The sequence below is a fragment of the Streptomyces sp. NPDC046557 genome, assembly GCF_040645975.1.
GTDB lineage: Bacteria > Actinomycetota > Actinomycetes > Streptomycetales > Streptomycetaceae > Streptomyces.
In genome coordinates this window covers 104,567-130,151 of record NZ_JBEYZH010000015.1, presented here as the reverse complement: position 1 = coordinate 130,151, position 25,585 = coordinate 104,567, and the positions used below count along the sequence as shown (strand labels likewise).

The 25,585-nt window shown below is 71.1% G+C and carries 24 protein-coding genes; 6 read left to right on the top strand and 18 right to left on the bottom strand.

Annotation, left to right across the window (positions count from 1 at the left end):
• Positions 1-231 precede the first annotated feature (231 nt).
• The 9 genes from ABZ934_RS23500 to ABZ934_RS23460 all read right to left on the bottom strand — a co-directional run bounded on the left by ABZ934_RS23500 (position 232) and on the right by ABZ934_RS23460 (position 6,889).
• Entirely contained in the window at positions 232-1,344 is a 1,113-nt protein-coding gene (locus ABZ934_RS23500) for an acyltransferase (protein WP_361316474.1), read from the bottom strand.
• Positions 1,345-1,695: 351 nt separating this feature from the next.
• Positions 1,696-2,331 carry a hypothetical protein gene (locus tag ABZ934_RS23495; protein ID WP_361316471.1) on the bottom strand — a complete coding sequence of 212 codons (636 nt, stop codon included), beginning with the start codon at positions 2,329-2,331 and terminating at the stop codon, positions 1,696-1,698.
• 41 nt (positions 2,332-2,372) lie between these two features.
• Complete coding sequence (locus tag ABZ934_RS23490) at positions 2,373-2,516, bottom strand: hypothetical protein (protein ID WP_361316468.1); 144 nt, start codon at positions 2,514-2,516, stop codon at positions 2,373-2,375.
• A 62-nt stretch (positions 2,517-2,578) separates the two neighbouring features.
• Positions 2,579-3,046 (bottom strand): HIT family protein, encoded by a 468-nt coding sequence (locus ABZ934_RS23485; protein ID WP_361316465.1) that lies wholly within the window; start codon positions 3,044-3,046, stop codon positions 2,579-2,581.
• A gap of 349 nt (positions 3,047-3,395) precedes the next feature.
• Positions 3,396-4,598: an FAD-dependent oxidoreductase gene (locus ABZ934_RS23480; protein WP_361316462.1), complete on the bottom strand. Its 1,203-nt coding sequence runs from the start codon at positions 4,596-4,598 to the stop codon at positions 3,396-3,398.
• A gap of 128 nt (positions 4,599-4,726) precedes the next feature.
• Entirely contained in the window at positions 4,727-5,668 is a 942-nt protein-coding gene (gene sigJ / locus ABZ934_RS23475) for an RNA polymerase sigma factor SigJ (RefSeq protein WP_361316459.1), read from the bottom strand.
• 183 nt (positions 5,669-5,851) lie between these two features.
• Positions 5,852-6,058, bottom strand: a complete 207-nt coding sequence (locus ABZ934_RS23470; RefSeq protein WP_361316456.1) for a hypothetical protein — start codon at positions 6,056-6,058, stop codon at positions 5,852-5,854.
• A gap of 114 nt (positions 6,059-6,172) precedes the next feature.
• Entirely contained in the window at positions 6,173-6,424 is a 252-nt protein-coding gene (locus ABZ934_RS23465; protein WP_361316453.1) for a hypothetical protein, read from the bottom strand.
• Between the two features lie 39 nt (positions 6,425-6,463).
• Entirely contained in the window at positions 6,464-6,889 is a 426-nt protein-coding gene (locus tag ABZ934_RS23460) for a DUF6003 family protein (RefSeq protein ID WP_361316450.1), read from the bottom strand.
• A gap of 502 nt (positions 6,890-7,391) precedes the next feature.
• Here ABZ934_RS23460 and ABZ934_RS23455 point away from each other — a divergent pair.
• Positions 7,392-8,165, top strand: a complete 774-nt coding sequence (locus ABZ934_RS23455) for a maleylpyruvate isomerase family mycothiol-dependent enzyme (protein ID WP_361316447.1) — start codon at positions 7,392-7,394, stop codon at positions 8,163-8,165.
• Positions 8,166-8,323: 158 nt separating this feature from the next.
• Here ABZ934_RS23455 and ABZ934_RS23450 read toward each other — a convergent pair whose 3' ends face one another.
• Complete coding sequence (locus tag ABZ934_RS23450) at positions 8,324-8,800, bottom strand: hypothetical protein (protein WP_361316444.1); 477 nt, start codon at positions 8,798-8,800, stop codon at positions 8,324-8,326.
• A 91-nt stretch (positions 8,801-8,891) separates the two neighbouring features.
• Positions 8,892-9,383 (bottom strand): YbaK/EbsC family protein, encoded by a 492-nt coding sequence (locus ABZ934_RS23445; RefSeq protein WP_361316442.1) that lies wholly within the window; start codon positions 9,381-9,383, stop codon positions 8,892-8,894.
• A gap of 120 nt (positions 9,384-9,503) precedes the next feature.
• On the opposite strand from ABZ934_RS23445, the gene ABZ934_RS23440 reads away from it, so the two are divergent.
• Positions 9,504-10,022 carry a helix-turn-helix transcriptional regulator gene (locus tag ABZ934_RS23440; RefSeq protein ID WP_361316439.1) on the top strand — a complete coding sequence of 173 codons (519 nt, stop codon included), beginning with the start codon at positions 9,504-9,506 and terminating at the stop codon, positions 10,020-10,022.
• Between the two features lie 73 nt (positions 10,023-10,095).
• On the opposite strand, the gene ABZ934_RS23435 is transcribed toward ABZ934_RS23440, so the two are convergent.
• Both ABZ934_RS23435 and ABZ934_RS23430 read right to left on the bottom strand, forming a co-directional pair.
• On the bottom strand, positions 10,096-10,746 hold the full coding sequence (locus ABZ934_RS23435) for a CatB-related O-acetyltransferase (protein ID WP_361316499.1): 651 nt from the start codon (positions 10,744-10,746) through the stop codon (positions 10,096-10,098).
• Between the two features lie 413 nt (positions 10,747-11,159).
• Entirely contained in the window at positions 11,160-11,945 is a 786-nt protein-coding gene (locus tag ABZ934_RS23430; RefSeq protein ID WP_361316437.1) for a PE-PPE domain-containing protein, read from the bottom strand.
• A gap of 202 nt (positions 11,946-12,147) precedes the next feature.
• Between ABZ934_RS23430 and ABZ934_RS23425 the strand changes: the two genes are divergently transcribed.
• Positions 12,148-14,691 carry a helix-turn-helix domain-containing protein gene (locus tag ABZ934_RS23425; RefSeq protein ID WP_361316434.1) on the top strand — a complete coding sequence of 848 codons (2,544 nt, stop codon included), beginning with the start codon at positions 12,148-12,150 and terminating at the stop codon, positions 14,689-14,691.
• 41 nt (positions 14,692-14,732) lie between these two features.
• Here ABZ934_RS23425 and ABZ934_RS23420 read toward each other — a convergent pair whose 3' ends face one another.
• Complete coding sequence (locus tag ABZ934_RS23420) at positions 14,733-15,464, bottom strand: hypothetical protein (protein WP_361316431.1); 732 nt, start codon at positions 15,462-15,464, stop codon at positions 14,733-14,735.
• 292 nt (positions 15,465-15,756) lie between these two features.
• Between ABZ934_RS23420 and ABZ934_RS23415 the strand changes: the two genes are divergently transcribed.
• Complete coding sequence (locus ABZ934_RS23415) at positions 15,757-16,038, top strand: hypothetical protein (RefSeq protein ID WP_361316428.1); 282 nt, start codon at positions 15,757-15,759, stop codon at positions 16,036-16,038.
• 47 nt (positions 16,039-16,085) lie between these two features.
• Here the strand turns inward: ABZ934_RS23415 and ABZ934_RS23410 are convergent, their stop codons facing one another.
• Entirely contained in the window at positions 16,086-17,213 is a 1,128-nt protein-coding gene (locus ABZ934_RS23410) for a hypothetical protein (RefSeq protein WP_361316425.1), read from the bottom strand.
• A 193-nt stretch (positions 17,214-17,406) separates the two neighbouring features.
• On the opposite strand from ABZ934_RS23410, the gene ABZ934_RS23405 reads away from it, so the two are divergent.
• Positions 17,407-17,826, top strand: a complete 420-nt coding sequence (locus ABZ934_RS23405) for a MarR family winged helix-turn-helix transcriptional regulator (protein WP_361316497.1) — start codon at positions 17,407-17,409, stop codon at positions 17,824-17,826.
• Positions 17,827-17,945: 119 nt separating this feature from the next.
• Positions 17,946-19,265 (top strand): aldehyde dehydrogenase family protein, encoded by a 1,320-nt coding sequence (locus tag ABZ934_RS23400; protein WP_361316422.1) that lies wholly within the window; start codon positions 17,946-17,948, stop codon positions 19,263-19,265.
• A 378-nt stretch (positions 19,266-19,643) separates the two neighbouring features.
• Here ABZ934_RS23400 and ABZ934_RS23395 read toward each other — a convergent pair whose 3' ends face one another.
• The 3 genes from ABZ934_RS23395 to ABZ934_RS23385 form a co-directional block, all read right to left on the bottom strand.
• A complete protein-coding gene (locus tag ABZ934_RS23395; protein ID WP_361316419.1) occupies positions 19,644-22,517 on the bottom strand; it encodes an NHLP bacteriocin export ABC transporter permease/ATPase subunit in 2,874 nt (957 codons plus the stop codon).
• Between the two features lies 1 nt (position 22,518).
• Positions 22,519-24,660 (bottom strand): NHLP family bacteriocin export ABC transporter peptidase/permease/ATPase subunit, encoded by a 2,142-nt coding sequence (locus ABZ934_RS23390; RefSeq protein ID WP_361316494.1) that lies wholly within the window; start codon positions 24,658-24,660, stop codon positions 22,519-22,521.
• Between the two features lie 104 nt (positions 24,661-24,764).
• A complete protein-coding gene (locus tag ABZ934_RS23385; RefSeq protein WP_361316416.1) occupies positions 24,765-25,571 on the bottom strand; it encodes an HlyD family efflux transporter periplasmic adaptor subunit in 807 nt (268 codons plus the stop codon).
• Positions 25,572-25,585: the final 14 nt, after the last annotated feature.

Below are 25,585 nucleotides of genomic sequence, written 5' to 3'. Positions count from 1 at the left end.
CACAGTGCAGCTCAGCAGCGTGACGAGTCACAGCGCATCGCGCACCTTTCATCACCACGTGCAGATCCGAACGCGACGAGGGCGGGTTCGGGGCAACCGCATCGCAGGACGGCGCCCGGACCGGGAACGAGACCTCCCGGTCCGGGCGCCGTGTCGCGCCAAGGCAATGCAGCGACCGGAGGCGACCTGCTGACCGAGGCGGGTAGCAGGTCGGGTCCCGTTCCGTTCAGGTCAGACAGGGCTCGTGACGCGTTCCTCGGCGGATGGCCCCGGCTGGCGCGGTACGAGTGGACGTGGCGCCGGGGCCTGCGGGGAACCGGCTCGGCGGATGTCGTCGACGCCCCGGCGCAGGAGGGCGCGGAGCAGTCGGGCGGCGGGGCGTTCGACGTAGCGCTGAATGAGCCAGGCGATTGTGATCATGGTGACGGTCACGCCACCGACCAATGGCAGGGCCGGGAGCCGGTCACGGAAGTGGTGGATGACGGTCACCCCCGCGATCATGTGGATGAGGTAGAGCGGGTAGGTTATCCCGCCCGCGGCCCGCAGCCAGCGCCACCGGATACGGTCGCATGCGCCGAGTGCGATGGCCGCCATGACCGCGAAGGCCAGCGTTGTGATGAGTCGGGCCGGCCAGGCGTTGGCGGCATGGTCCACGTTCGAGTCGATGCGCGCTTCGAGGTAATTCTGGGCCAGCAGGAATTGCAGGACGACGATCGCCCAGAGCAGGGCGGACTGTCTGAAGCGGTGCATCAGGTAGAAGGCGATGCCCGCGACGAAGTACGGAGCGAACTGGGGTATCGCGAAGAAGTTGAGCAGGCCGGAGTCGGCAGTGGGCGCCACGACGCCCGCTGCGGTCCACACGCCGCAGAACAGCACACAGTTGCGGTAGGACACGCCGCGCAGGACGACGAGTGCGAAGAGCACGTAGAACTTCATCTCTACGAAGAGCGTCCAGTAGGCGTCGTCCAGGTGTTCGACTTTGAGGCCGCCTTGCATCATGGAGAGGTTGATCAGTACGTCGCTCCAGCGATCGATTCGCCGTATCTCCGGACACAGTGTCAATACGGCGGCGGTGAACGCTACGGCGGCCCAGTAAGCCGGATAGAGCCGGGAGATGCGCGAAATCGCGAAGTCACCCAGCGTGCGACCCCAGGTACTCATACAGATCACGAAGCCGCTGACCATGAAAAACACTTCGACTCCGAGCCAGCCGTATTCGGCGACGGCATGAGCCGTCGGGAAGACGGCCGATGGGGGCCGGCCCCAAGCGGAGGCGAGCGCGAAGTAGTGGTAGAAGACCACCATCAGAGCTGCCGCGATTCTCACTCCGTCCAGCGCGGACAATCGTATGCCCGCCTCGGTCTTCCCACCCGTACTGGCCACTGTCTTCCCCCCGTTGGCTTTGACTTGGCGAGCTGCTCGCTCTGCGACCCTACAGGGGGCAAATCGCCCCTCTTTGGGGGTAGGCGAGCAGACGACTGCTGCGGCCCCGGCCACCGAGCGGCCAACGGAGTCTGTTCGCCGGCGACCACACCGACGCCAAAGAACAGACCAGCGCCCTGCTGAATGCCTACGGCTGGTCGGACATCCTCGACCTCGGCCCCCTCGTCAGCGCACGCGGCATGGAAATGTACGCCCACAAGCACTCCGCCATCGGCTTCGCGCTCGGCTATCAATTCGGCGGCCACTTCGGCGTCAAGGTTGTCCGCTGAAACCGCGTGAGCCCGGCACCGTGAAGTGGCTCAACGATGCCTGCCGCGCTGGGATGCCGAGGCCGCCCCGGACCGATGACGCGCTCCTGGCCACAGGCGCCTGAAGGCTACCCCTGAGAAGCATCCAAGTCGCCTTCAGCACAGGCCAGTTCCGATCACCAAGACAGCCGGCCGGCATCGGAGCCTCGCCCAGCCGTTCCCAGCTCAGCCTTCCACCGGCAGCCAGCCACCGCACATTCACTTCTTCCTGGCGGCGCTGGTCGTCGGACCGTGCGGTCCTACGCTTCACGCGTTGAACCTCACCTCCGGGAAGGACGCGCTCGGGCCGTCGAGCAGATGCCCCCCCGCGGTGCCGCAGGTGCAGGTCGAAGAAGGCGAGCGCGTAGGCCTGTTGGATCCGTACCGCCCGGACCGGGTCGAGGGTACCGATCATGTCCTGGATCTGCTGGTCGCTCATGCCGAGGATCTTGCCTGCTTGCGGGATCAACGTCGCGTTGTCGCCGTAGGAAATATGGACGGCCCCCTCGACCTGGATGTCCAACCGCCAGCCGCGAAGGTGCGTCCAGAACTTCGCGACGTCCGGCATGGCGGCCCGGGTGATCCCGGCGGTCATCAGCATGAATGGGATTGAGTCATGCGCGTGCCATATCCGATCGCCGGTCAGCGCATGAAGGCCGAGTCGGCGAACTCAACCTCTACGACGTCAAGCACCAGCAGGTCGCCTTCGCCCGCCAACCACTCGCCGGCCGTCGCCGGCACACCGGCCTTGTCGAAGTCGAACGCCCTGAGCAGACGACCACGCACACGCCATCCGCCTTCACCGCCGTGAGACTGTGCCGAGGTCTGACTCGGATTCCTTGATCTGGTTACCGAGCGTTCGGATGTCCGAGAAGGTGAGCTCGGAGAGAGAGGGCTATTCCGTCTGCCTGGTCAGCCGTCACCCGCTCCTGCTCCGGTCGCCGAAGCAGCTCGAAAACGCCCGGCCCCCGATGCTCTGGTTGTAGATCTGCCATACGCGGAACGACGTGGAAGTGCACGTGCGCGAAGCCTTCGGCCTCGGCAAATTGGACCACGTAGGTCTTCGCGCAACCAGTCGTGCTCCGGAGAGCCCGGGAGAGCTTGACCTGCCACATCCCCAGGGCAGACGCCTCGGCGTCGGTGAGGTCGTGAATCGCGGCAACGTGGCGCCGAGGTAGCAGCACCAACCAGCCGGGCACTGCGGTGTTGAAGGCGTGGGCCACGCGCCAGTGCCGGTCAAACACCACGCACTCGCGTGGTGGAAGGTCGTCGAGATCTGCTTCCTTGCTGCATGTGTAGCAGCCGGGAGTCGTCATGAACCGACATCGTAGAGCTGTCTCGCTGCGAACCGCCTGCCGGACTCAGTCACCACTCACGCCAAGAGCGCTTCCCGTTCCCGGCAACGTGGCGACGGCGGCGTGCTCGAAATCGCCCCCCGGGTCGACGGAGCACCACTCCACTCCATGGCACGAGGACGGCCTCCAGCTCACCGCCCAACAGTGGTCCATAACGGCATCAAGGACGCCGACCTGAAGGTGATTGAACGGTACTGATGAACAAGAAGTACATCCTGGAGGCTGCCGTCGACAATCTCGTCGAGCAATACCACTGCGAGGCGTAGGGCCTGCGCCAACCGTGAAGTGGGCCGTACGGCGTCGGGGGGGGTCAGACCGCCGCGCTGATCGGTGCGTGGGTCGGGGTCTCCGGCCGTACGACGCGCCGGCGCCGGGACGGCATGCCCGCGGTCGGATGGGCGACGCCCCAGGCCGCGCCCCTGCAGATCAGTTCCTTGTAGGCAGCGGCACCACGGCCCGTCAGGGCGCGCTCGACCGCTCGGTCATCGGCGGTCACGAACTGGATCAGGCCGTCCTTCCGTCCGAGGGAGACGCACTGCTGGTAGTAACGGATGGAGACGTGCGGGACCTTGGCGTCGGTGAGACGGGCGGCGATGGCGTCGGCGGCCTGCCAGGCCATGGGGACGCCCGAGGCGCAGGACATCCGCAGGGGCTTGCCGCCCGGGCCGACCGCCATCGCCGCGTCACCCACGGCGTACACGTCCGGGTGGGAGACCGAGCGCATCGTGGCGTCGACCACGATCCGGCCGCCGTCGGTGAGCTCCAAGGCGCTGGCCCTGGCGATGGGGTGGACAGCGAAGCCGGTGGTCCAGAGCGTGACGTCGGCCGGGACGGTCCGGCCGTCGGCCGTCGTCACGGCGTCGGCCTCCACGGCGGTGACCGCGGCTTGTTCGTGGACCGTGATGCCGAGTCGGTCCACCACCTTCCGCAGGTGGGCCCGGCCCTTGTCCGAGAGCCAGTCACCAAGGGCGCCACGGACGGTCAGGGCGACGTCGAGGTCCGGGCGGGCCTCGGCGATCTCGGTCGCGGCCTCCAGGCCGGTCAGGCCGCCGCCGACCACGACCACGGGCCGGCCGGCGTCCGTGGCGGCCAGGCGGTCGCGGAGGCGGAGGGCGCCGGGGCGGCTGGAGACCTCGTGGGCGTGTTCGGCGGCGCCGGGGACGCCCCCGTCGTTCCAGCCGCTGCCGAGAGCGTAGACCAGGGTGTCGTACTTCAGCTCCTCCCGCTCGGGGCCGTCGGCGGCGGTGACCGTCACCGTCCTGCGGTCCACGTCCACGGCGGTGACGGCCGCGAGCTTCAGTTCCACACCCGTGCCCGCGAACATCTCGCCCAACGGCCGGGGTCGGAGATCTTGGCCGGCCACGAGTTGGTGCAGCCGGACGCGCTCGACGAAGTCGGGCTCGGGGTTGACGAGGGTGATGGTGACGTCCCCGCGGTGCAGCCGCTTGGCGAGGCGGCCGGCGGCGACGGCTCCGGTGTAGCCGGCTCCGAGGACGACGATGCGGTGCTGCATGGGCCTGCTCCTGTCTGCGAGGGTTCCGCCGGTATTGCGGTTCCCGCCGGTGTCTGCGGTTTCGCCTCTTGAACCGGACAGCCCGGCGTTTCCTGACAGGATCGGGATGTGAAGCACATCACATCAGGTCACAGGGTGCACAGCGGGTCCCCGTGGTCCACGGCGGCCCACCGCTCGGTCGCGCGGACGAGTTTGTCGGGGTTGACCTGGCTGCGGATCGCGGCGATGCCCTCGGCGATCACCTCCAGGCAGGTGATCCCGACGACCCGGCCGTCCACGACCGCCACGATGGCGGGTCCGCCGTTGGCGGTCGTGGCGTAGATCGCGGGCGCGCCGCCGACATGGGCCCGCTTGGCCTCGCTGGGCTTGAACAGGCCGCGCAGGAACTTGGCGACCGCGAGCGCGCCCTCGAACGCCTTCGCGCGGGCCGGGACCTTCCCGCCGCCGTCGCCGACGGAGACCGCGTCCTGGGTGAGCAGGCGTACGAGGGGTTCTGTCCGGCCGCTGGTCGCCGCTGCCAGGAACTCCTCGACGATCGCCCGGGCGGCGGCCTCGTCGATCTCGGTGCGCGGCTTGCCGCCCGCGACGTGCTTCTTGGCCCGGTGGTGGATCTGCTGGCTGGCGGCCTCGGTGATGTCGAGGATCTCGGCGATCTCCCGGTGCGGGTAGTCGAACGCCTCGCGCAGCACGTACACCGCCCGTTCGTTGGGTGACAGGCGCTCGAGCAGGACGACGACCGCGTACGACACCGACTCACGCTGCTCGACGGTGTCGGCCGGCCCGAGCATCGGGTCCCCGGCGAGCAGCGGCTCGGGGAGCCACCTCCCCACGTACGTCTCGCGCCGGGCGCGTGCCGAACCGAGCTGATTCAGGCAGAGGTTGGTGAGGACCTTGGTCAACCATGCCTCGGGTACCGCGATCCGCTCGACGTCAGCCGCCTGCCAGTGCAGGAACGTCTCCTGCACGGCGTCCTCGGCTTCGCTCGCCGAGCCGAGCAACCGGTAGGCGATGGCCTCCAGCCGGGGCCTGGCGGCCTGGAACCGGTCGACGTCACGCGTGATCAGGGCCATGCGCGCGATCCTAAGGGTTGTCCCGTAACTGCTGCTCACGAGTGAGAGCCCCTGTAGCGGGGCTGCTACCCGGGCGCGGGCGGCCCGGAGGCGGCGTCACTGGTACCGTCAGCGCCGCGGGCCGGCCTGAGAGCCGTCCGTGTCTACGATCAGTGACTGTCTCGCCGCCTCGACCCCGCCCGCTCACGTGTCGCGGCCGGCCAGGATGCGATCGGCCCGGTAATGCGGGCACCGCGACAAGTGCCAGGTCACCACCAGGCTTGTCGCGCCGACGGACACCGTGCGCGCCTCGCCGCTCTCCTCGTCCGCTTCGCAGACCGGGCAGCGGCGCATCGTCGTGGGAAGAACACCCATGCCGAGCCCCCTTCCACCGCCCGTGCCCTTGGTCATGACACGAGGAACAGTCCACAGATATCAAACTCGACGGACATGCGCGCCGTTACCGGCGCGTTCGGTGTCAGACTCGCCCCGACACACGGGGGAATCCCGGCTTCCGGGGCGGGTTCAGCGGGCCAGGTGCAGTCGGGTGTGGAAGTAGCCCGCCGACTCCTTCCCCGTCGGGTCCTCGCCGCAGGCGGTGACGGTGGCCACCGCGCGCTCCTGCTCGCCGTGGTCCGTGAAGCGGCGCTGCGGCTGGGTGGTCGCGGCCCGTTCGACGGAGAGGCCGTACGACCGCAAGCGGCGGGAGATCGGCCCGTCGTGGGTGCGCAGAACGAAGGCGGCCACCGGCACGGGCCGGCCGATAGCGGTGAACATGGTCGGGTCCTCGGCTGCGCGGGTTCTCGGCTGCGCGGTTCAGGACTGGGACGCGGAGGACAACGTGGTGGGATCGACACCGGAGAGTTCGATGATCCGGTGTGCCGGCACACCGGCGGCGAGGGCCCGGCGCAGCACGGTGTCGCGGTTGTCCTCGGTCTCGCGGAACGCGAGCAGCTCTTCCTCGGCGCTCGCCACGGACTCCGTGGCTGCGGCGCGGCGAACCTGTTCCAGTTCCTCCGCGGCCAGGGGGACGGGGAGCCGCTCGGCTCCATCAGGAATCAGGCCGCTCTGCTCCGGGGGCACGACCCGGACGCTCGGGGACGCCGGGCTCACCCGCTGGGCGGCGAACCACGCCTGCACGGCGGGAGTGTCCAGGCACTCCAGCTCTGCGACGAGGGCGAGCGGCGTTCCCTGCCAACCGGAGGTGGTCGTCGCGAGGAACAGGTAGGCGTCATCCGTCATGGTGGGTCACTCTCCTGGCACACCGTAGCTGCACACGATCGCCGGGCTCCTACCCCGCTCTGAGGGGAAAACGCCGCTGCGTGCCCCTTTGGCCCTGGCTCGGCGTGGCTGAGGTGTTCAGCCGGGCCGACGCCGTCGGACGTACGCGGGCAGGGTTGCCGCCGTCCCCAGCCCCAGCCCCAGCCCGACGAAGCCGAAATCCCACCCATCGGCCGGCGCGCGTACCTTGGCCGCTTGGGCCGAGGTCTCGGGCCGTAGCTGCGCGACTACATGTACTGGCCGGCCGGGGGTCGCCCGGCCGGCCCCGGCGAGGCGCTGCCGGAACTGGTGCGCCGGTGCCAACCGGTCGGATGGGGTACAGCTCTCCGGCAAACTGCCCTCAGGGCGGAAGTTGACATCCCGCACCCCCGGGAACTACCTTCCAATTAGTTAATGACATAAACCATCCAGCATCTTAAGCATTCGCCCACCTGGGCAGCGCCACCGGAGGAAGGGCACCGGCATGAACCCCGCCCAGCACGGAACGGCCGTCGCAGCCGAGACCGCCGATTTCGTCGCCACGGTCTCGGCGGCCGACCTCTCCACCCAGGTGCCGACGTGCCCCGGCTGGACTCTCGGGGACCTCACGCAGCACGTCGGCAGCGTGCACCGCTGGTTCACCGAGCTGCTGCGCCGGCGCGTCCAGCAACCGCCTACCAGCCGCGAGGTGGACCTCCGCTTGCCGGAGCAGCCGGAGGGCCTGCCCGCCTGGCTGGCCACCAGCGCGGGCGAGGCCTCCGAGGTATTCGCCTCGACCGACCTGGACGCACCGATGTGGGCCTGGGGAGTCGACCAGCACGCCCGGTTCTGGGTCCGGCGCATGCTGTTCGAAACCCTGGTCCACCGCGTCGACGCCCAACTCGCACTCGGGCTCTCACCTCACATCGACCGTGTACTGGCGGTCGACGGCATCGACGAGTTCCTCACCAACTTGCCGTTCGCCTCCCCCTTCGCGCCGCTGACCACCCAACTGCGCGCGGAAAACCGGACCATTCGGTTCACCAGCACGGACAGCGACGGCGATGGCGACGGCGACTGGTTGGTCGGATTGCGCCCTGACGGCTTCGCGCTGGCGGCGGACCAAGCCGAGACCCACGCGGCGGACGCCACGGTCCGGGGAACGGCCGCCGACCTGCTGCTGCTCCTCTACGGCCGCCTGGACCACCGGAGTGTCGCTTTCCAGCTCCTGGGCGACCGTGACCTGCTCGGCCACTGGTTCGCCCACTCGGCCTTCTAGCGTAGCCACGCGGGCAGTTCGGCCGGGACGGCCGGGTGCCGGGGCGTACGGCGCGGCGGGTGCGTGGTCGGGCTGCGCGCTACGGGCCCCTCCAGGCGGGTCGGACCACCACGGTATCCCCTGCCGGGGTGCTGGAGGACGGGTTCACCGGGGCTGGTTTACGGCTTGCTCGGGCAGAGGGCCTCGACCCAGGTCGCCCGGAGGTCACTGCAGACGACGGTGAGCGTGCCCTCCCAGCAGGCGATCTCGTGACTGCACCCGTTCTGGTCCGGCAGGATCTCGTCGAGGATCACAGTCCAGGGATCCGTTCCTTGGCTGCCGCCGGAGGAGTCGATGACGTAGCCGGATACGCCGGTGTAGCGGATGACCAGGTCGTCGTCATGCTTCCAGCAGTTGTGCCGGAACAGGATCTCCAGCTCATCGCCGCCGTCGGAACCCGAACCTCGGATGGGGTCCAGCGTCAGATCCTTCACGCATCGCCTGCCGGGGAAGGTGTAATGGTCCGTGTCAGTGGCGAAGGCCCGGGCTCCGGGCGGCAGATCAGCGGCGATCGACGGCAGGTTCTTCAGATAGCGGGACGGGTCCAGAACCCCTGACAGGTCGCCGACCCGCGCATTGAGGTCGACGTACTCCATCGCCTTCGTCCCCACTCGTAACCGTCTGCCGACCGGCGCATCGTCGCATCGTCACACGGGAACTTCCACCGCAGCACCACCATGTGGCCTCTTACGGACCCACGGGCAGCAGACGTCCCCCGGTGAGCTCGACGAGTTCGGCGGCCGTCGTGGGAAAGACGGTGTGAGGCGTGCCCGCGGCAGCCCAGACCTGCGGGTATTCGGTCAGGGCGGTATCCACCACGGTGGGCAGAGGTTTGGGATGTCCCACGGGGGCGACGCCGCCGATGGCCTGGCTCGTGGCCGCGCGGACCTGCTCCGCGGTGGCGCGCCGCAGAGGACCACGGCCCCAGCGGGCCGCGAGTGCGGTGGTGTCCACCTTGTGGCGGCCGCTGGTCAGAACGAGAACGGGCTCGTCGCCAGAGATGAAGACGAGACTGTTCGCGATCGCGCCGACGTCGCATCCGAGGGCCGCGGCTGCCTCCACCGCCGTACGCGCGGAGTCCGACAGCTCGCGCACCCCGCCGGCAACGCCTGCCGCTGCAAGGGCTCGGGCGACTTGTTGGCTACGGGCGGGCAGACGAGCGCCCTCGGTTGATTCCATGCCGCTCCTCCGTTGACTGCCGCTCCCTACGCGAGCGGCGTTCTGTATACAGAACGTTCTGTATCTGGAACGATAGGGGCCGGCGGACATACGATCAAGACTGACCCGGGAAGGAACCACATGGAGTTGGCCGCACAAGTCGGCCGCAGGCTGAGGAAGTTGCGCGAGGAGCGCGGACTGTCGCTGTCCGAACTGGCTCGACGGTCCAAGATCGGTAAGGGCACTCTCTCCGAACTCGAGGCGGGCCGGCGCAACCCCACCCTGGAGACCCTCTACGCGATCACGACGGAACTCGGTGTCCCCCTCAGCTCGGCCCTGTGCCCGCCGGCCGTGCACGCCGAGATTTCGGGTGGTGCCGTCGACGCGCTCCTCACCGATCGCTTCGAGGACGCCGTCGCCGTCACGGAGACGTACCGCGTGCGCATTCGTGCCGGGAGGACGCAGGTGTCCGCTGCCCATGCGCCCGGCACAACGGAGCACATCATCGTGTTGGGCGGCACCGCACGTGTGGGTGAAGTGACCGCCCCCCTCCTGATCGCCTCCGGCCGACACGGCACCTGGGCGGCCGATGTCCCCCACCTGTACTGCGCGCCGGCCGACGATGTCGACGCCGTCCTGTTGGTGCGTTACCCGGTGTGAACGGCGTTGCCCACGACCGAGCTCGAGACGTCCCCGCAGGCTTGACGTGCCCGAACGGGGACTTGGCCTCGCGTCACGCGGACGGGGTGTCGGGCGCAGCGGCCTCCAGGTCGGTGAGGGTGCCCGACATGATCGTCCGCACATGCTCCGTGATGTGCTCCGCGGGCCAGTCCCACCAGGCGACGGCCAGGAGGCGGGCGATGTCCTGGTCGCTGTAGCGGGCGCGGATGAGGCGGGCGGGGTTGCCGCCCACGATGCCGTAGTCGGGCACGTCGGCCGTGACGACGGCCCCGGAACCGATGATCGCGCCGTGGCCGATCCGCACACCCGGCATGACCGTCGTGCCGTGGCCGAACCAGACGTCATGGCCGACGACGGTGTCCCCGCGGTTCGGCAACCCGGTGAGAAGGTCGACGTGTTCGGACCACGAGCCGCCCATGATCGGGAAAGGGAAGGTCGAGGGGCCGTCCATGCGGTGGTTGGCGCCGTTCATGATGAACCGCACGCCGGTGCCCAACGCGCAGAACTTGCCGATGACCAGCCGCTCGGGCCCGTAGTGGTAGAGCACGTTGCGCGTCTCGAACGCGGTCGCGTCATCCGGGTCGTCGTAGTAGGAGTACTCCCCCACCTCGATCAGCGGGGACTTCACCAGCGGCTTGAGCAGCACCACCCGAGGCTGCCCGGGCATCGGGTGGAGGACCGTCGGGTCGGCAGGCAGGGGCACGGGCATGGCTGGGGTTCCTCTTCGGCTCGCGGATCGTGTCCGATCCATGATCGTCGTACGGGGCCGCCCCGGGAAGCGTGCCTCTGGCGGTTCCTCGACTCCACTGCCCCCGCGCTGCGTCCCGCAGTCGGGAACGCCATACGGCGGCCGCCCCGCCACCCCTGGCGCGGCCCCCGCGCCACGGTCCGGGCAGCCGTCATCGAGTGGATCAGGAACGGCACCTTCAACGGCGCCACGGACGGCCGTTTCACCCTGAACGAAAGCCGACTGGCGATCTCCGCTCCGTGACCAATGGCACCGGACGCCCTTGGCCCCGCGCCGAGGCGTGAAGCCGGTGGGTGTGTGCGGTACGACGCCGCGGCCCGTCCCCCGGGCGGGCCGCGGCGTCGTGCTTCAGGGCGGCGGTCTGCGGCTCACGCCGCCGGGAACCACACGGTTCCGCTGCCGCCGTGCTGGGCGAGGGTGGTTTCGATGATGCTGCCGGGCTGGAAGTAGCGCGGGTGCTGTTGCAGGAAGCCCGAGAAGGAGTCCAGGGACGTGGCGTCGCAGACGCCGTCGGTCTGGATGCAGAAGCGCTGGACGGGGACGCCGGGGAACTCCTCCGGTCCGGTGCCGGGGGAATAGGCCACGAACGGGATGAGGGTGCCCTGGGGGACGAGGTGCCAGAATCCGGTGCCGGGCTGCATCGGGTCGGAGTAGAGCATGCCGTCGACCTGCGAGCGGGGCACCTTGGTGCCGTTGTTGGCGATCGTCTGGAGCAGCAGGTCGCCGACCCAGGCGCCCTGGGAGTAGCCCGCGATGGTGAAGTGCGCCGTGGGGTCGTCGCGGTAGGTGCTCTCCAGCGCGGCCAGGGCGTTCCAGTAGCCCTGGTTCACGCTGTCGCCGAAGCTCGGGGTTCCCCAGGGAGCGGGTTGTTCGTTGTGGCTCCCGACGAACGGGCCGCCGCTGGCCACGTAGCAGACGGGGACCGCGATGCCGCCGTTCAGGTGCTCGTTCGCGGCCGTGAAGCTACTGGTGCACTGGGGCGCGTCCGCTGCCGCGCCGGTGCCGCCGATCTCTATGTAGTAGTGGTGCGCCGGGTCGGCGTGTGCGGCGGGCGGCACGACGGCGGCGCCGGCCAACAGCAGTGCGGTCGAAGCGATCACGGACTTGAGTCGGCGGCCAAGCCGGCCCGGCTTGTTCGGCTTCCTGGTGGGCATCTGCCGGTCACTCCCTCGGTCGGGACGAACGCCGCCGCATCGGTTGCGACGGCCGGTGCCCATCCTGGTGTTCGCGCTGGTCGGCGGACCATGTCAGGGACCGGCCATATATGGCCGGTCACCGGCATACGGTGTTCCGGGCGGCGTCCGGCGGGGCATCCGTCACGGATGGCAGGTCCACGGCCGGGCGAGAGGCAACGAAGTGTCCAACCAGTTCGGCGCGTTGCTCCGCGGGTTACGGCGCGAGGCGGGGATGACCCAGGAGCAGTTGGCCGAGCGGTCCCGGCTGGGGGTGCGTACCATCCACCGGCTGGAGACCGGCAAACCCACCGATGCCCGATTGGGAACGGTGAAACAGGTCGCGCACGCCTTGGCCGACGCGTTGGGGCGTGACCGCGACGGTGTCCGGACGGATCTGCTGGCCGCTCACCGGGGCAGCGGCGCCGCCGCAGAGGAGGCCCCGGCGACTCCCGTTCCCGTTGCCACGCCCGATGCCGGTCCCGAACCCGAACCCGAACCCGGTCCCGCGCCCGAACCCGGTCCCGCGCCCGTTCGCGAGCCCGCACCCGTGCCGCCGACACCGGCCGCCCGACCCTGGCGGCCCGGCACGCTGCCGCCGTCGCGCGGAGTCCTGACCGAAGTCGCCGAGTCGCTGGCCCTTGACGTGCACAGCCGCTGCATCCGCGAGGAGGAACAGCGCCGCATCCACGACCCGTTCCCGCTGCCCGTGCGCTGGCGACCGGCGCCGGAGGGCCTGCCGGACCACGGGGACGACATCCCCGGAGCCGCCCTCGGGCCCGGCGGTTCCGGCCCGATGTCCCTGGACGGCGGCCTGGCCGACATCGCCGACGTCTACCGGCGCGTCCGCTCCGGACGGCTGCTGGTGCTCGGGCGGGCCGGCTCCGGTAAGACCGTCCTGGTCCTGCGGTTCGTCATCGACTACCTGGGCAAGCGGTCCTACGACGAGCCGGTGCCGGTGGTCTTCAGCATCGGGTCGTGGGATCCGACCGCCACCACCCTGCGCGACTGGCTGATCGCCCGCCTGCTGCGCGACCACCCGAACCTCGACGCGCGCGCACCCGGCGGCGCGAACCTGGCCGCAGCGCTCGTGGACGCCGGGTGGATCCTGCCGGTACTCGACGGATTGGACGAGATCGCCACCGGACTGCGTGGGCCGGCCCTGCGGGAACTCAACGCGAGTTCACTGCCGCTAGTCCTGAGCAGCCGTACGGAGGAGTTCGCCGAGGCCGTCACGGTCGAGGTCCTCCGCAAGACCGCCGGAATCGAACTCCTCGACCTGAACACCGACGACCTGATCCACTACCTGCCCCGGACCGCGCGGCCGGCCACCTCCTCCACACCGACCACACCGACCACACCGACCGTCCGGGCCCGGCAGGACGGACGGGCCCTCACCGTGTGGGATCCCGTCCTGGAACGGCTGCCCGCCGCCGCCCCGGACGAAGGGCCCGGCGCCCACCTCGCGAAGGTGCTGAGCACGCCGCTGATGGTCCTGCTCGCCCGGACCGTCTACAGCGACACCCCGGCCCGGGACCCGGCGGTGCTGCTGGACGCCGCTCGTTTCCCGACCGCGGAGTCGATAGAGGACCACCTGCTGGCCGACTTCGTGCCGACCGTCTACAGCCGCCGCCCCGCGACCGCGCCCGGTGCCCGTCGCCCGAACCGGCCCCGTACCTGGGACCCGCGCCGCGCCCGGCACTACCTGCGTTTCCTCGCCGGACATCTGGACCGGCACGAGCAGCCGGAACGGCAGGACTTGGCGTGGTGGCAACTGCGCGACTCCCTGCGGCTGTCGTCGCGCGTCCTGGCCGTCGTCCTCGCCTGCTCCCTGGTCACCGGTGTGGCCGACTGGCTGGTCTTCCCGGCCAAGAACCTGGCCGCCGGCCACAGTGCCACCTTCGCCCTGGGCGCCGCCCTGCTGGACGCGCTGCTGTTCGGCCCTGCCGTCGGCCTCGCCTTCGGGCTGGTCTACGGACTCCTGTCCGCGTTCCGGATCAGGGCGTTCGAGCCGTCCCGCGTACGGATGCGACTACGGCCCGGCCGCGGCCGGCGGGCCGGACCCGCCGCCGGCCAGACCGCCCGTAGGTTCGTCACGCTGCTCTCGGCCGGACTGCTCGGGGGCTTCGTCATGGGCTTCGGCTGCGGGCTCGGCGTCACCACGGGAGCCCTCCTGACCGGCGGCCGTGTCACCGTCGACGCCGCGGTGATCGAGGCGACGCTCGTCAACTCGCTCCTGTACGGGCTGATATTCGGGTCGGCGGGAGGTCTGGTGCTCGGGCTCATGGCAGCTCTGGAGGTCCCCCTCGACCTCGGCTCCGCCGCCACGCCGGTGGACCTGTTGGCCGTCAACCGCAGCATCGTGGTGCGCCAGATCCTGTTCCTGGCGCCCACGCTCACCCTGGTGATCGCCCTCGGCGGCCGGCTCGTCACCGAACTCTTCCAGGGCGTCCTCGGCCCACTCACCTGGCCCATGGCCGACGGGCTGGCCCTGGGCGCCGTCGGTGGCCTGGCCGGCGCGCTCTCGTACGCGCTGGCCTTCACCGCCTGGGGTCAGTGGCTGCTCTTCACACGCGTCTGGCTGCCCCTCACCGGTCGCCTCCCCTGGGCAACCCTCGCCTTCCTCGACGATGCCTACCGCCGCGGCGTCCTGCGCCAGGTCGGGGCCGTCTACCAGTTCCGCCACGCCCGCCTGCAACGCCACCTCAACGCCCGCCCCGGCGACTGAGGCCGACACGCCGGGGCGGTGACCGCGCCAAGGCCCGTTGGTCAGGCCGAGGCGTTCCAGGCCGTCATCAGCCCTTCCAGCCACGCGGGCGGCAGCTCCGCGGCGTCCCACTCCTCCCGCAGCCCCTGCGGGGCGGCGACGAGCCGTTCCAGCACGGCGATGCTCGTGGCGGAGTGGACGAGCGAATAGCGGCCGTGGAGCGTGATGGCGCTGCCCGGCCCGTACTGGGCGAACAGCCGCTCCAGACGGGCCCGGTGCATCGAGGCGAACTCGGTCAGCCGCCCGGCGTACCCGGCCCGCTGCCGGGGGCTCATGGTGCCCAGGACGGCGGCGAGTACCTCGTCGGTCACCTCCGGGTCGAGCTCCGAATCCGCGGTGAACGACAGGTACAGCGGCGTGAGCGCCACGCGCGCCCGCTCCACCTCCATGCGCCCGGCCCGCGGGCGCTCCCCGGCCGGACCGTGCTGCCCGTCCTCCCCCACGACCCGCACCAGGCTCCGCTCGGCGAGGTCACCCAGCTCCTCCAGGAGGCTTTCGGCCCCGTCGAGCCAGCCCGACTCGTACGCCGCGCCCTTGTCCCCCGGCGCGCTCCGGCCGCCGGCGCCGAGCTCCTTGTGTGCGAGAGCCAGTGCCCCCGCCTCCAGCAGCCCGATCAGTTGCCGCGCGTCGTCGGAAGGGACTCCCGCCCGCGCGAGAAGCCGCAGCAGCGTCGTCCTCGCGTTGTCGACGCTCGCCTCGTCCGGCCACTGCCGTCCCTCGTCGGCCGTGCTCATCAGGTCCTCCCTCGTCGCTCGGATGGTAGCGCGGTGGGTGCGGCGTATCGCTCCCTTCCACGGTCCAACGTCCGGGGTCCGGACCGTGCTCCCCGCCGGCGCGTCGGTGACCGTCAGGATCCGCGCCCTCGCGGCCCCGGCGTCAGCCGTCAGGGCTGCCCGTGAGCCGCGACGGCGGCCGTCATCCGCCCGGAGGCGCGGCCGGGGTGCCCGCGGGGTGTCGCAGCGGTGCCCACACCGCGCCGAGCGCCTGGGGCGGTGGTTGTCGGTGCGTGAAAGCGGGTGGTTGTCGGTGCGTGAAAGCGCCACACGTTCCGCGTCGGCGAAGACCTACTCGTACGGGATGGCCTGGCTGCTGGGGATCGGGCTGATGCGCACGGTCGCCGCCCGCGAGCCCCTCGCCGGCGCCCATCCCGACACGGTCTGCCGGCTGGTTCTGGCGACCCTCGACCGCCTGTGGACCGTGCCGGCGGGCGGGCCGGGCCGTGGCGGAGGCCGCGACGGGAGTGGTGACACGGGCGGGGCCGAGCGCGGAGCCGAGGCCGGGTGCTCGGCCGAGCCCGAGGCGGGCTGAGCAACGGTTATCGGAGGCGGATGCGGTGGCGTCAGACACCCGTGGCGTCAGACGCCCACCGCTTCCCCCATCTCCTCCTCCGTTTCCTTCTCGCTCCCCTGCTCCCATTCCCGATCGTCCTTCTCCGCCCCGCACCGGCCTGTCGGTCGTGCGAGCGCGCCGGCCTCGCCGGTGGCTCGGCGGCGTTCGAAGAGCCCGGCGGCGGTGGTGAGGACCAGGCCGAGGAACAGCCAGACGGCAAGGGTGCCCACCTGGCGGCAGAGGCCGTCGCTGCCGAAGTAGAGGAGGCCGCGCAGGCCGTCGACATACCCGGCGCCGTTCCAGAAGGCGTGCAGCGAGCCGAAGAAGCCGTTCTGCAGCTCGGGCCGGAACAGTCCGCCGGAGCTGGTGAAGTTGAGCATCACGAAGAGCACCATCATGGTCAGCGTCGTCCACCGCTTCAGGAAGGTGTGCAGTCCGACGCCGATGAAGAGGATGCCCGCCGAGTAGAGCCAGCTCAGGCCCCAGACCCCGGCCAGGTGGTGGTGGGCGAGGTGGAAGACCGGCCCGGCGAGCAGTGCGCCGATCGCGCTGACGACGCCTGAGACACCGACGACGAGCAGCGCGCGGCCTCGCATGCGCAGCGCGGCGCCCGCGCCACCGAGGACCGCCACCGAGGCGTAGGAGCCGATGCTGACGGCAACGAGGAGGAAGAACAGCCCCTGGCCGGTGGGGTCGTGGCCGGCGGTGGGGACGACGTCGGTCACCTTGAGCGGTGCGCCCTGTCGGGCCGCGACCGGAGTGAAGATCTTTTCGGCCACGGTGGCGCTCGTGTCGGAGGCGGCGGTGGCGACGATCAGCTCGGGCGCCGTGTCGCTCGGCACGTAGGCGGCGGCGATGCGGCGGTCTTCGACTTCGTCCACCGCGTCGGCGCGACGGGTCAGCGTGCGCACGTCGAGGGCGGCGCCCGCGTCGTTCTGGACGGTCTGGGCGAAGACCATGGCCCGGGGTCCCTCGCCGACGACGGCGACCGGCAGGTGGTGGGGCTCCGGCTGGACGAAGGCGCCCATGTAGGCGAGGCCCATGCCGAGGCACATCAGCAGCGGGGTGAGGAGATGGGTCAGTACGTGGCGGAGCGCGGGGTCCGCGGCCTTGTGGTGTGGGGTGTGGTGGTGGGCGGATGTGCGGCCGGACATGCGACAGGACCTCCGGTGTCGGCTCGGGCTGCGGGGCAGTCGCCACCGAAATATAGTTGGCTTATACAACCTACTGTTCGGTTGTACTATACAACCACATGCGAAAGGAGTCGGCGTGACCACGGACACATCGGGCACCCCGCGGCCCGACGAAGAGAGGCGCGCGGCGGCCGTCGAGACGATCCAGCGCGAGATGACCTCCTTCGCCCGGCGGGCCCGCTCGGCTGCGGCACGGATGCACCCGGAGCTCTCCCTGGTGTCATTCACCCTGCTCAGCCACCTGGAGGAGCGACACGACTGCCGGGCTTCGGACCTCGCGGCCCACTACGCGCTGGACAAATCCACCGTCAGTCGTCAGGTCGCGGCGCTGGAGCGCGCGGGGCTGGTCGTGCGGCGCGCCGACCCGGACGACCACCGGGTACAGGTGCTGGAACTGACCCCCGTGGGCGCCGCGATCCTGGCCAAGACGACCAGGGACCGGCGGGCGATGTTCGCCGAGCGGCTCGCGGACTGGGACCCCGACGACCTCGACCGCTTCGCCACGTACCTGCAGCGCTACAACGACCACACGGCGTACGGGCAGGACACCACGCCCGGGACCGGCGTGAACTGACGGCTCCCCGGGGCGACCGGCCCGGCCGGCGGTCGGGAATACCCCGGACCAATTAGTTGTCATATACATCTGACGATCGGCGCACCGCCAGCACGCGCCGCACGACCCCAGGAGACACCATGTCGGACCAGCCCTCGGAAAAGCCCGCGGACGTCGTCGCACGGCTGCGCGCCGCCTTCGACACCGGCCGCACCAAGCCTTTCGCCTGGCGTACGAGTCGGCTCCAAGCGCTGCGGAAGCTGCTGACCGAGCGTGGGGACGAGCTGGCCGCCGCGCTCCGCGCCGACCTCGGCAAGAGCCGGCAGGAGGCGTACCGTACGGAGATCGACTTCACCGTGCGGGAGATCGACCACACCCTGGAGCACTTGGCCGACTGGCTCCGGCCGCAGCCCGCCCCGGTACCCGAGCGCCTGCGCCCCGCCGTCGCCCACACCGTGCAGGACCCGCTCGGCGTGGTCCTCGTGATCGCCCCCTGGAACTACCCCGTCCAGCTCCTGCTCTCCCCGATCGTCGGCGCGCTGGCCGCCGGCAACTGCGTCGTGGCCAAGCCCAGCGAGCTGGCGCCCGCCACCTCGCGCGCCGTCGCCGATCTCCTGCCGCGCTACCTGGACCGCGACGAGGTGGCCGTGGTCGAGGGTGCGGTGGCCGAGACCACCGACCTGCTCGCGCAGCGGTTCGACCACATCTTCTACACCGGCAACGGCCGGGTCGGCCGGGTCGTCATGCGGGCCGCCGCCGAGAACCTCACGCCGGTCACCCTCGAACTCGGCGGCAAGTCCCCCGCCTTCGTGGACCGCGGCACGGACCTGGGCGTCGTGGCGGCCCGGTTGGCGTCCACCAAGTTCATGAACGCCGGCCAGACGTGCGTCGCCCCCGACTACGTGCTGACCGACCCCGAGACCGCCAGGGAACTGGAGAAGGCACTCACCGACGTCCTGCGCGCGATGTACGGCGACGACCCCGCGGCGTCCCCGGACTACGGCCGGATCGTCAACGAGCGGCACTTCGACCGGCTGACCGGCCTGCTCGACTCCGGCCGCACCGTCATCGGCGGCGCCCACGACCGCGCCGACCGCTACATCGCCCCGACCGTCCTCGCCGAGGTCGCGCCCGACTCACCCGTCATGCGCGAGGAGATCTTCGGCCCGATCCTGCCCGTGGTGGAGGTGGCCGGACTGGACGAGGCCATCGCCTTCATCGGCGACCGCGACAAGCCCCTGGCGCTGTACGCCTTCACCGAATCCGACACCACGCGCGAGCGCCTGACCCGGGAAACCTCCTCGGGCGGCCTGGCCTTCGGACTGCCCGTCGCCCACCTCACGGTCTCGGACCTGCCCTTCGGGGGCGTGGGGGAAAGCGGCATGGGCAGCTATCACGGCCGCTACTCCCTGGACACCTTCAGCCACCGCAAGGCCGTTCTGGACAAGCCGCTGCACTGACGGCGGGACGCGCCCCGGACGGCCTGATGGACGGGTCGAGCCGGGGCACCAGCGGGGCATGGCTGTTCTACGAAAGCCCGCCCGGCCCCTGCCGGCCGCCCCGTTCGTCACCGGCGGAGTGCGCACCCTGCGCCGCCCCGAGGGCGCCGCGGAACTCGCCCAACCCGTCCCGCGGGCCGTCGGGAAACCCGTCCGGCGCTGTCCGGGGACCCGCTGTGGCTGGTACGCGGCCGCCCGGACCAAGGCCGTGGCGCGCGGTTCACGCCGAGCGCGCGGCGCGGACACCCCGCGCGACCCCACCGCAGCGCCCCGGAGCGGGACCGCCCCGGACCGTCGGGACCGGCCCGGGCCACCGGGCCGCCCGCGCACCGCCCCGGGTCAGCCGACCTGGCGGCGGACCAACTCGTGGAAGGGGCCGCCCGCGTCGGCCAACAGTTCCGCGGGCGGCCCCTGTTGGGCGATGCGCCCCTGCGACATCACGATCACCCGATCGGCATCCATGATCGTGGACAGCCGGTGGGCGATCACGACGCGGGTACAGCGCTCGGCGCGGGTGGATTCGATGACCACCCGCTGGGCCGCGTTGTCCAGCGCGCTGGTGGCCTCGTCGAGGAAGAGGATGCGCGGCTTGCGGATGAGGGCCTGGGCGATCATCAGTCGTTGGCGCTGGCCGCCCGAGACCGTGCCGCCGCCGTCCGAGAGCACGGTGTGCATGCCCATCGGCATGGCTTTGATGTCCTCGGCGAGGCCCGCCCGCGCGGCCGCCTCCCACGCCTCCTCCAGGGAACACGCCTCGGCGCCGCCGATGCATTCGAGGATCGAGCCGGACAGGGGTTGGGCGTTCTGCAGGACGACGCCGCACTGGCGGCGCACCGCCGCGCGGTCGAGCGCCGCCAGGTCCTGGCCGTCGTAGAGCACGCTGCCGGAGGTGGGAGCGTCGAAGCCGATGAGCAGGCGCAGCAGTGTCGACTTGCCGCAGCCGCTGGCCCCGACGATCGCGACGAACTCCCCCGGGCGGACCCGGAGCGACACGTCGTCGAGGACGAGCGGGCCGTCCTCGGCGTACCGGTAGGACAGGTTCTTCACCTCGACGGCGCCGCCGAGCGTCCCCGGCCGGATGCCGGAGCCGCGCACCTCGGGGCTCGCCTCCAGGATCGGCTTGACCTCCTCGAACATCGGCTGCACGGCGGCGGCCGACAAGAGGGCGCCGGTCAGCTGTGTCACCGCGGACAGCATCATCGTCACGGCGGTACTGAAGGTGAGGAACCCGCTCGCGGACATGCTGCCCCGGGCCGGTCCGGCCAGCAGCATGAACATCACCAGTGAACACACGGGCAGGCACACCGCGTTGAGGACGGTGACGACGTTCTTGATCCGACCGATGCGCTGCTGTAGCTCGCGGGTCTTGGCGAACTCCCGCGCCCAGGCGGCATAGGCGAAGCTCTCGGCGGCGGCCACGCGCAGTTTGGGCAGGCCGCGGAGGGTCTGGTACGCCTGGTTGCCGAGCTTGTTGCCGAGCTTGACGAGCCTTCGTTGGTAGCGCAGTTGCCACAGGCCCAGTCCCGTGAAGACGGCGGCGATGGCGAGGAGCATGGCGACGGCCACCAACGCCAGCGGCACGCTGTAGACGAGCAGCAGGACCAGGTTCATCGCGGCGACCGCGGTCGCTTGCACGGACACCGCGCCGATCCCGGAGACCGCGCGACGGATGGAGCTGATCCCCATGGCGGCGCCGGCCAGTTCGCCGGTGGAACGACCAGCGAAGAAGGTCACCGGAAGCCTCAACAGCCTGTCCCACACGGCGGGTTGCAAAGTGGCTTCGATCCGGCCCTCGATGCGCAGGACACTGGTGTTCTGCAGCAGCATGAACGCGGCCGACACGACGCTGGTCGCGATGAGCGCCAGGGCGCTCTGCACGATGAGGCCGCCTTCGGCTCGGGGTACGTACGTGCCGAGCACCCGGCCGGTGGCCAGCGGGACGAGCGCCCCCAGAACCACCGCGACGAGGCCGCCCAGGACGAGGCTGCGCAGGTCGCCCCCCGTACCGCGGACGCTGAAACGGAGCAGCGCGGGCAGGCTCGGCTTTCCGTCCGGCAGCGGGCGGCACAGCATCACCGCGCCCGGTTCGAAGGCCGCGGCGCCGTCCTCGCCGACGCGTTCGCGCACGCCGGTGGCGGGGTCGACGGCGGTGTACCCGCCGCGCCGCCACAGCAGCGCCACCGGCGCCTCGTCCTTCGCCCGGCGGCCCACCAGCGGTCCGCTGTTCTCCCGCCACCAGCGCCCGGCGAGCTTGACGGGACGGGTACGGATCCGGGAGGCGAGCGCGACGCGTTCGAGGGGGTCCGTACCTTCGGAGGCGGGGGCCGTCGCGCCAGGTTCGGACAGGGTGATGCCGGCGTCGCGGGCGACCAGGCGGCACACGGCGAGGGTCGCGTCGTCGCCGGGGGGCCGACGGGAACGGGTGCCCCGGCCGGCGCGGCCGATGGATGCCAGCAGGGCGCGGTCCGCCTGGGTGCGGGCCGCTTCCCCCGCCTCGATCCCGGCGGCCGTACGGTCCTCGTGGGCTTGCTCCAGTTGTTCGATCCACCGGTCCAGGGCGTGCAGCAGCCGGTACTGCTGGTCCACCATGCCTTGCCACATCGCCCCGTCGACGAGGAGCGTCCCGGCCATGCCCTGGCCCTCGTACGCCGCCCCGTACAGAACGCTGCCCGGGGTGATCTGCATCCAGAGGACCTCGTCGTCGCGGCCCGGGCCCGTGCTGGTCCGGCTCTCCAACGGTGCCTGGTAGAGCACGCGCAGTCCGCGTCCGACGCCGAGCGCGAACGCTTCTTCGAGGGGGCTCAGCGCCGCACCGGCGACGCCGTGGCCGCCCTGGTCGGCGTACCACCCCCAGGATGCGTCCTGCGGGGGCGCCCCGCCCGCGTACTCGGGGCGGACCAGTTCGCGCAGCTCGATGCGGCGCAGCCGGCAGCCGTGCAGGGGCCGGCCGATCAGCGTGTGGGCGCAGCCGCCGGCCGGGCCCAGCAGCAGGGAGCCCTCCTCCAGCCTGCCCAGGAAGTGCCAGTGGCCCTCCAGCGCGGCATCGACGGCGAACAGGTCCAGCGCCCCGCCCTCGACGAGCCACAGCACGAGCGGACCCTCCAGGGAGAGGCTGCGCAGACCCGTGCAGTCGACCGCGGATCCGACGGCGCCGAGGGCGGCCACGACGGGGTCGGAGGCGGCCTGCGCGGGCGTGTGCCACGTGGTGGTCATGTCAGTGCTCCTTGACCAGTGCGGCGTACGCGCCCTGCCGGGCGAGCAGGTCCTCGTGCCGGCCGCGTTCGACGACGGTCCCCCGGTCGAGCACGACGATCTCGTCGCTGTCGCGGACCGTGCTCAGCCGGTGGGCGATGACCACGCAGGCGCAGCCGCGGCGGCGCAGGCTGTCCATGACGGTCCGCTCGGTCGCCGCGTCCAGGGCGCTGGTCACCTCGTCGAGCACCAGCACGCTGGGGCGGCGCACCAGGGCGCGGGCGATCTCCAGGCGCTGGCGCTGTCCTCCGGAGAAATTGCGGCCGTCCTGCTCGACACGGCTGTGGATGCCGCCGGCGCGGCGCGCGACGACGTCGTACACGGCGGCGTCGCGAAGGGCGGCTATGACGGCCTCGTCCGAGAGGGAGGGGTCCCACAGCGCGACGTTGTCGCGGACGGTGCCCTCGAAGAGGAAGACGTCCTGATCGACGAACGACACGGAGGCGGCGAGCGCTCCGCGCGGGATGTCCTCCAGCCGCATCCCGTCGATGCGGATGGCGCCCTCCCAGGGGGCGTGGAGGCCGGACATCAGCCGCGAGACGGTGGACTTGCCGCTGCCGGAGCCGCCGACGAGCGCGACCTGCCGCCCGGGTCCGACCGTCAGGGAGAAGTCCTTCAGCAGTGGCGCGTCCAGTGGGTTGTAGCCGAAGGTGACGTGCTCCAGTTCCACGTGGCCCTTGAGCCGTCGGGTGGCGGCAGGGGGTTCGCGCCGCGCGTACAGCGGGTCGACGGGGAAGTTCTCGACGTCCTTGAGGCGGGCGACGTCGGCCGCGAAGTCCTGGATCCGTCCGGCGACGCCGCCCAGGCGGGTGATCGGGGCGGTGAAGCTGGTCACCAGGGCCTGGAAGGCGACGAGCAGGCCGACCGACAGGTGGCCCTCCACCGCCCGCAGACCGCCGATCATCAGGATCAGGGCGCTGTTGAGCGCGGCCAGCGTGGGCGCGACGATCGCCAGCCAGGCACTGGGCACCCCCAGCCGTTGCTGCACGTCGAGCGTGACGGCGTGCCGGCCCGCCCAGCGGCGGAAGAAGGCGTTCTCGCCGCCGGTGGCCTTCATCGTCTCGATGAGCTGGAGTCCGCTGTAGGAGGTGTTGGTGAGCCGGGCGCTCTCCGCGCGCAGCTTCTGGGTGCCGGTGGACCGCAGTCGGATCACGATCCGCAGGGCGACGACATTGAGCAACGCCATCAGCACGCCGACGAGGGTGAGTTGGGGATCGTATGTCCACAGCAGTACGGCGTAGAGGACGACCACCACGGCGTCGACCCCGGCGGCGGTCAGGTCCCTGGCCAGGGTTTCCGCGACCGCGTCGTTGGATTGGAGGCGCTGGACGAGGTCGGCCGGGTTGCGCTGGGAGAAGAAGGTGACCGGCAGCCTCAGCAGGTGACGGAAGAAGCGTGCGCTGCCGAGGGTCGAGGAGATGATGCGCCCCCGCAGCAGGTTGGCCTGTTGGAGCCAGGTCAGCACCGCCGTGAGGCCGAGGGCCACCGCCATCGACGCGAACAGCACTCCGAGCAGGGAGGTTTGCTCCCCGATCAGGAACATGTCGATGTACGTGCGGCTCAGCGCGGGCACCGTCGCTCCGACCGCCACCAGCAGGAGGCTGGAGAGCACGGCGACGAGCATCGAGGCGGAGGTGCCGCGCAGCCGGGCGGGAAGGGCGCCCAGGACGCCGGGCTTGCGGCCGGAGCGGCGGAAGCCGGCGCCGGGTTCGAAGGTGAGGACGACACCGGTGAAGCTGGTGTCGAACTCGTCCATCGGGACGAACCGGCGGCCCTTGGCGGGGTCGTTGACGTATACGCCCCGTCGGCCGAAGCGGCGGGTCATGCCGTCGTAGACGACGTAGTGGTTGAACTCCCAGAAGAGGATGGCCGCGGGCCGTACCCGGGACAGCGCGGCGAGGTCCATCTGCATGCCCTTGGCCTGGAGGCCGTAGCCCCGGGCCGCGCGGAGGAGGTTGGCGGCGCGGGAGCCGTCGCGGGAGACTCCGCAGGCGATGCGCAGTTCCTCCAGGGGGACGAAGCGGCCGTGGTGGCCGAGCACCATGGCGAGCGCGGCGGCGCCGCACTCCACCGCCTCCATCTGGAGCACGGTGGGGGTCCGCACGGGGCGTGGCGTGCGTCCCTTGGGGGTGGGTGCGGGCTTGCGCCGGGAGGAACGGTGTCCGGGGGTGGCGGAACCGGGTGCGGCGGTGGTGGTGGCGGGGGTGGTCACGGGAGCAGCCAATCGACGGGGCGCTGCACGGAGAGGTGGACGGCGCCGGTGACCGGTGTCGTGGAGTCGAGGGTGTACGGGGGGCCGTCGGCGGAGGACCACCGGTACCCGGACCTTGTCCGCGGGCTGCGGTCGAGCTGTACGACGACCGCTACGGGGTTGCCCTGCCGGGCGAACTGCGCGGCGAGCCCCGCGTCGCCGAGGAACCCGCCGATCTGCGCCGGGGTCTGGGGTGTACGGCCGACTTCCTTGACACGGCCGCGCAGTACGCCGTAGCGCCGGCGCGGCACCGAATCGACGGTGAGGTCGACGGTGGCGTCGAGAGGGATGCCCGCGCCGCTTCCGGCAGGCACGTACAGCACCGCCACCAGCGGGTCGTCGGGGTTCTTCACCCGTTCCACGGTCGCCACGTCCGCGCCGGTGGTGACCACCGCCCCGACCCGCGCGACGAGGGAGGTGACCCGTCCCCCGGCGACCGCGCGTACGGTCCGGTCGCCCTGCTCGGTGCCGATTTGGAGCAACGGCGCACCTGCGGCGAGTAGTTGGCCTTCTTTGGCGTGGACCGCGGTGACCTGTCCGGCGAAGGGGCTCTGCAGCAGGTAACTGCCTTCTGGGTGGGTGAGGATGCCGGGTGCGCCCAGCTGGGAGGAGACCGATCCGGTGAAGGCCCAGAAGGCGGCGGCCGTCATGACGATGACCGTGACGGCCAGGACGAGCCGGCCCTGCGGACGCGCGAACCGCACGGGGAGATCGAGCTCCTCGGGCGATTGCAGCTTGGAGAGCGCCTTTTGACGGAACTGCACGACTCGGACTCTTC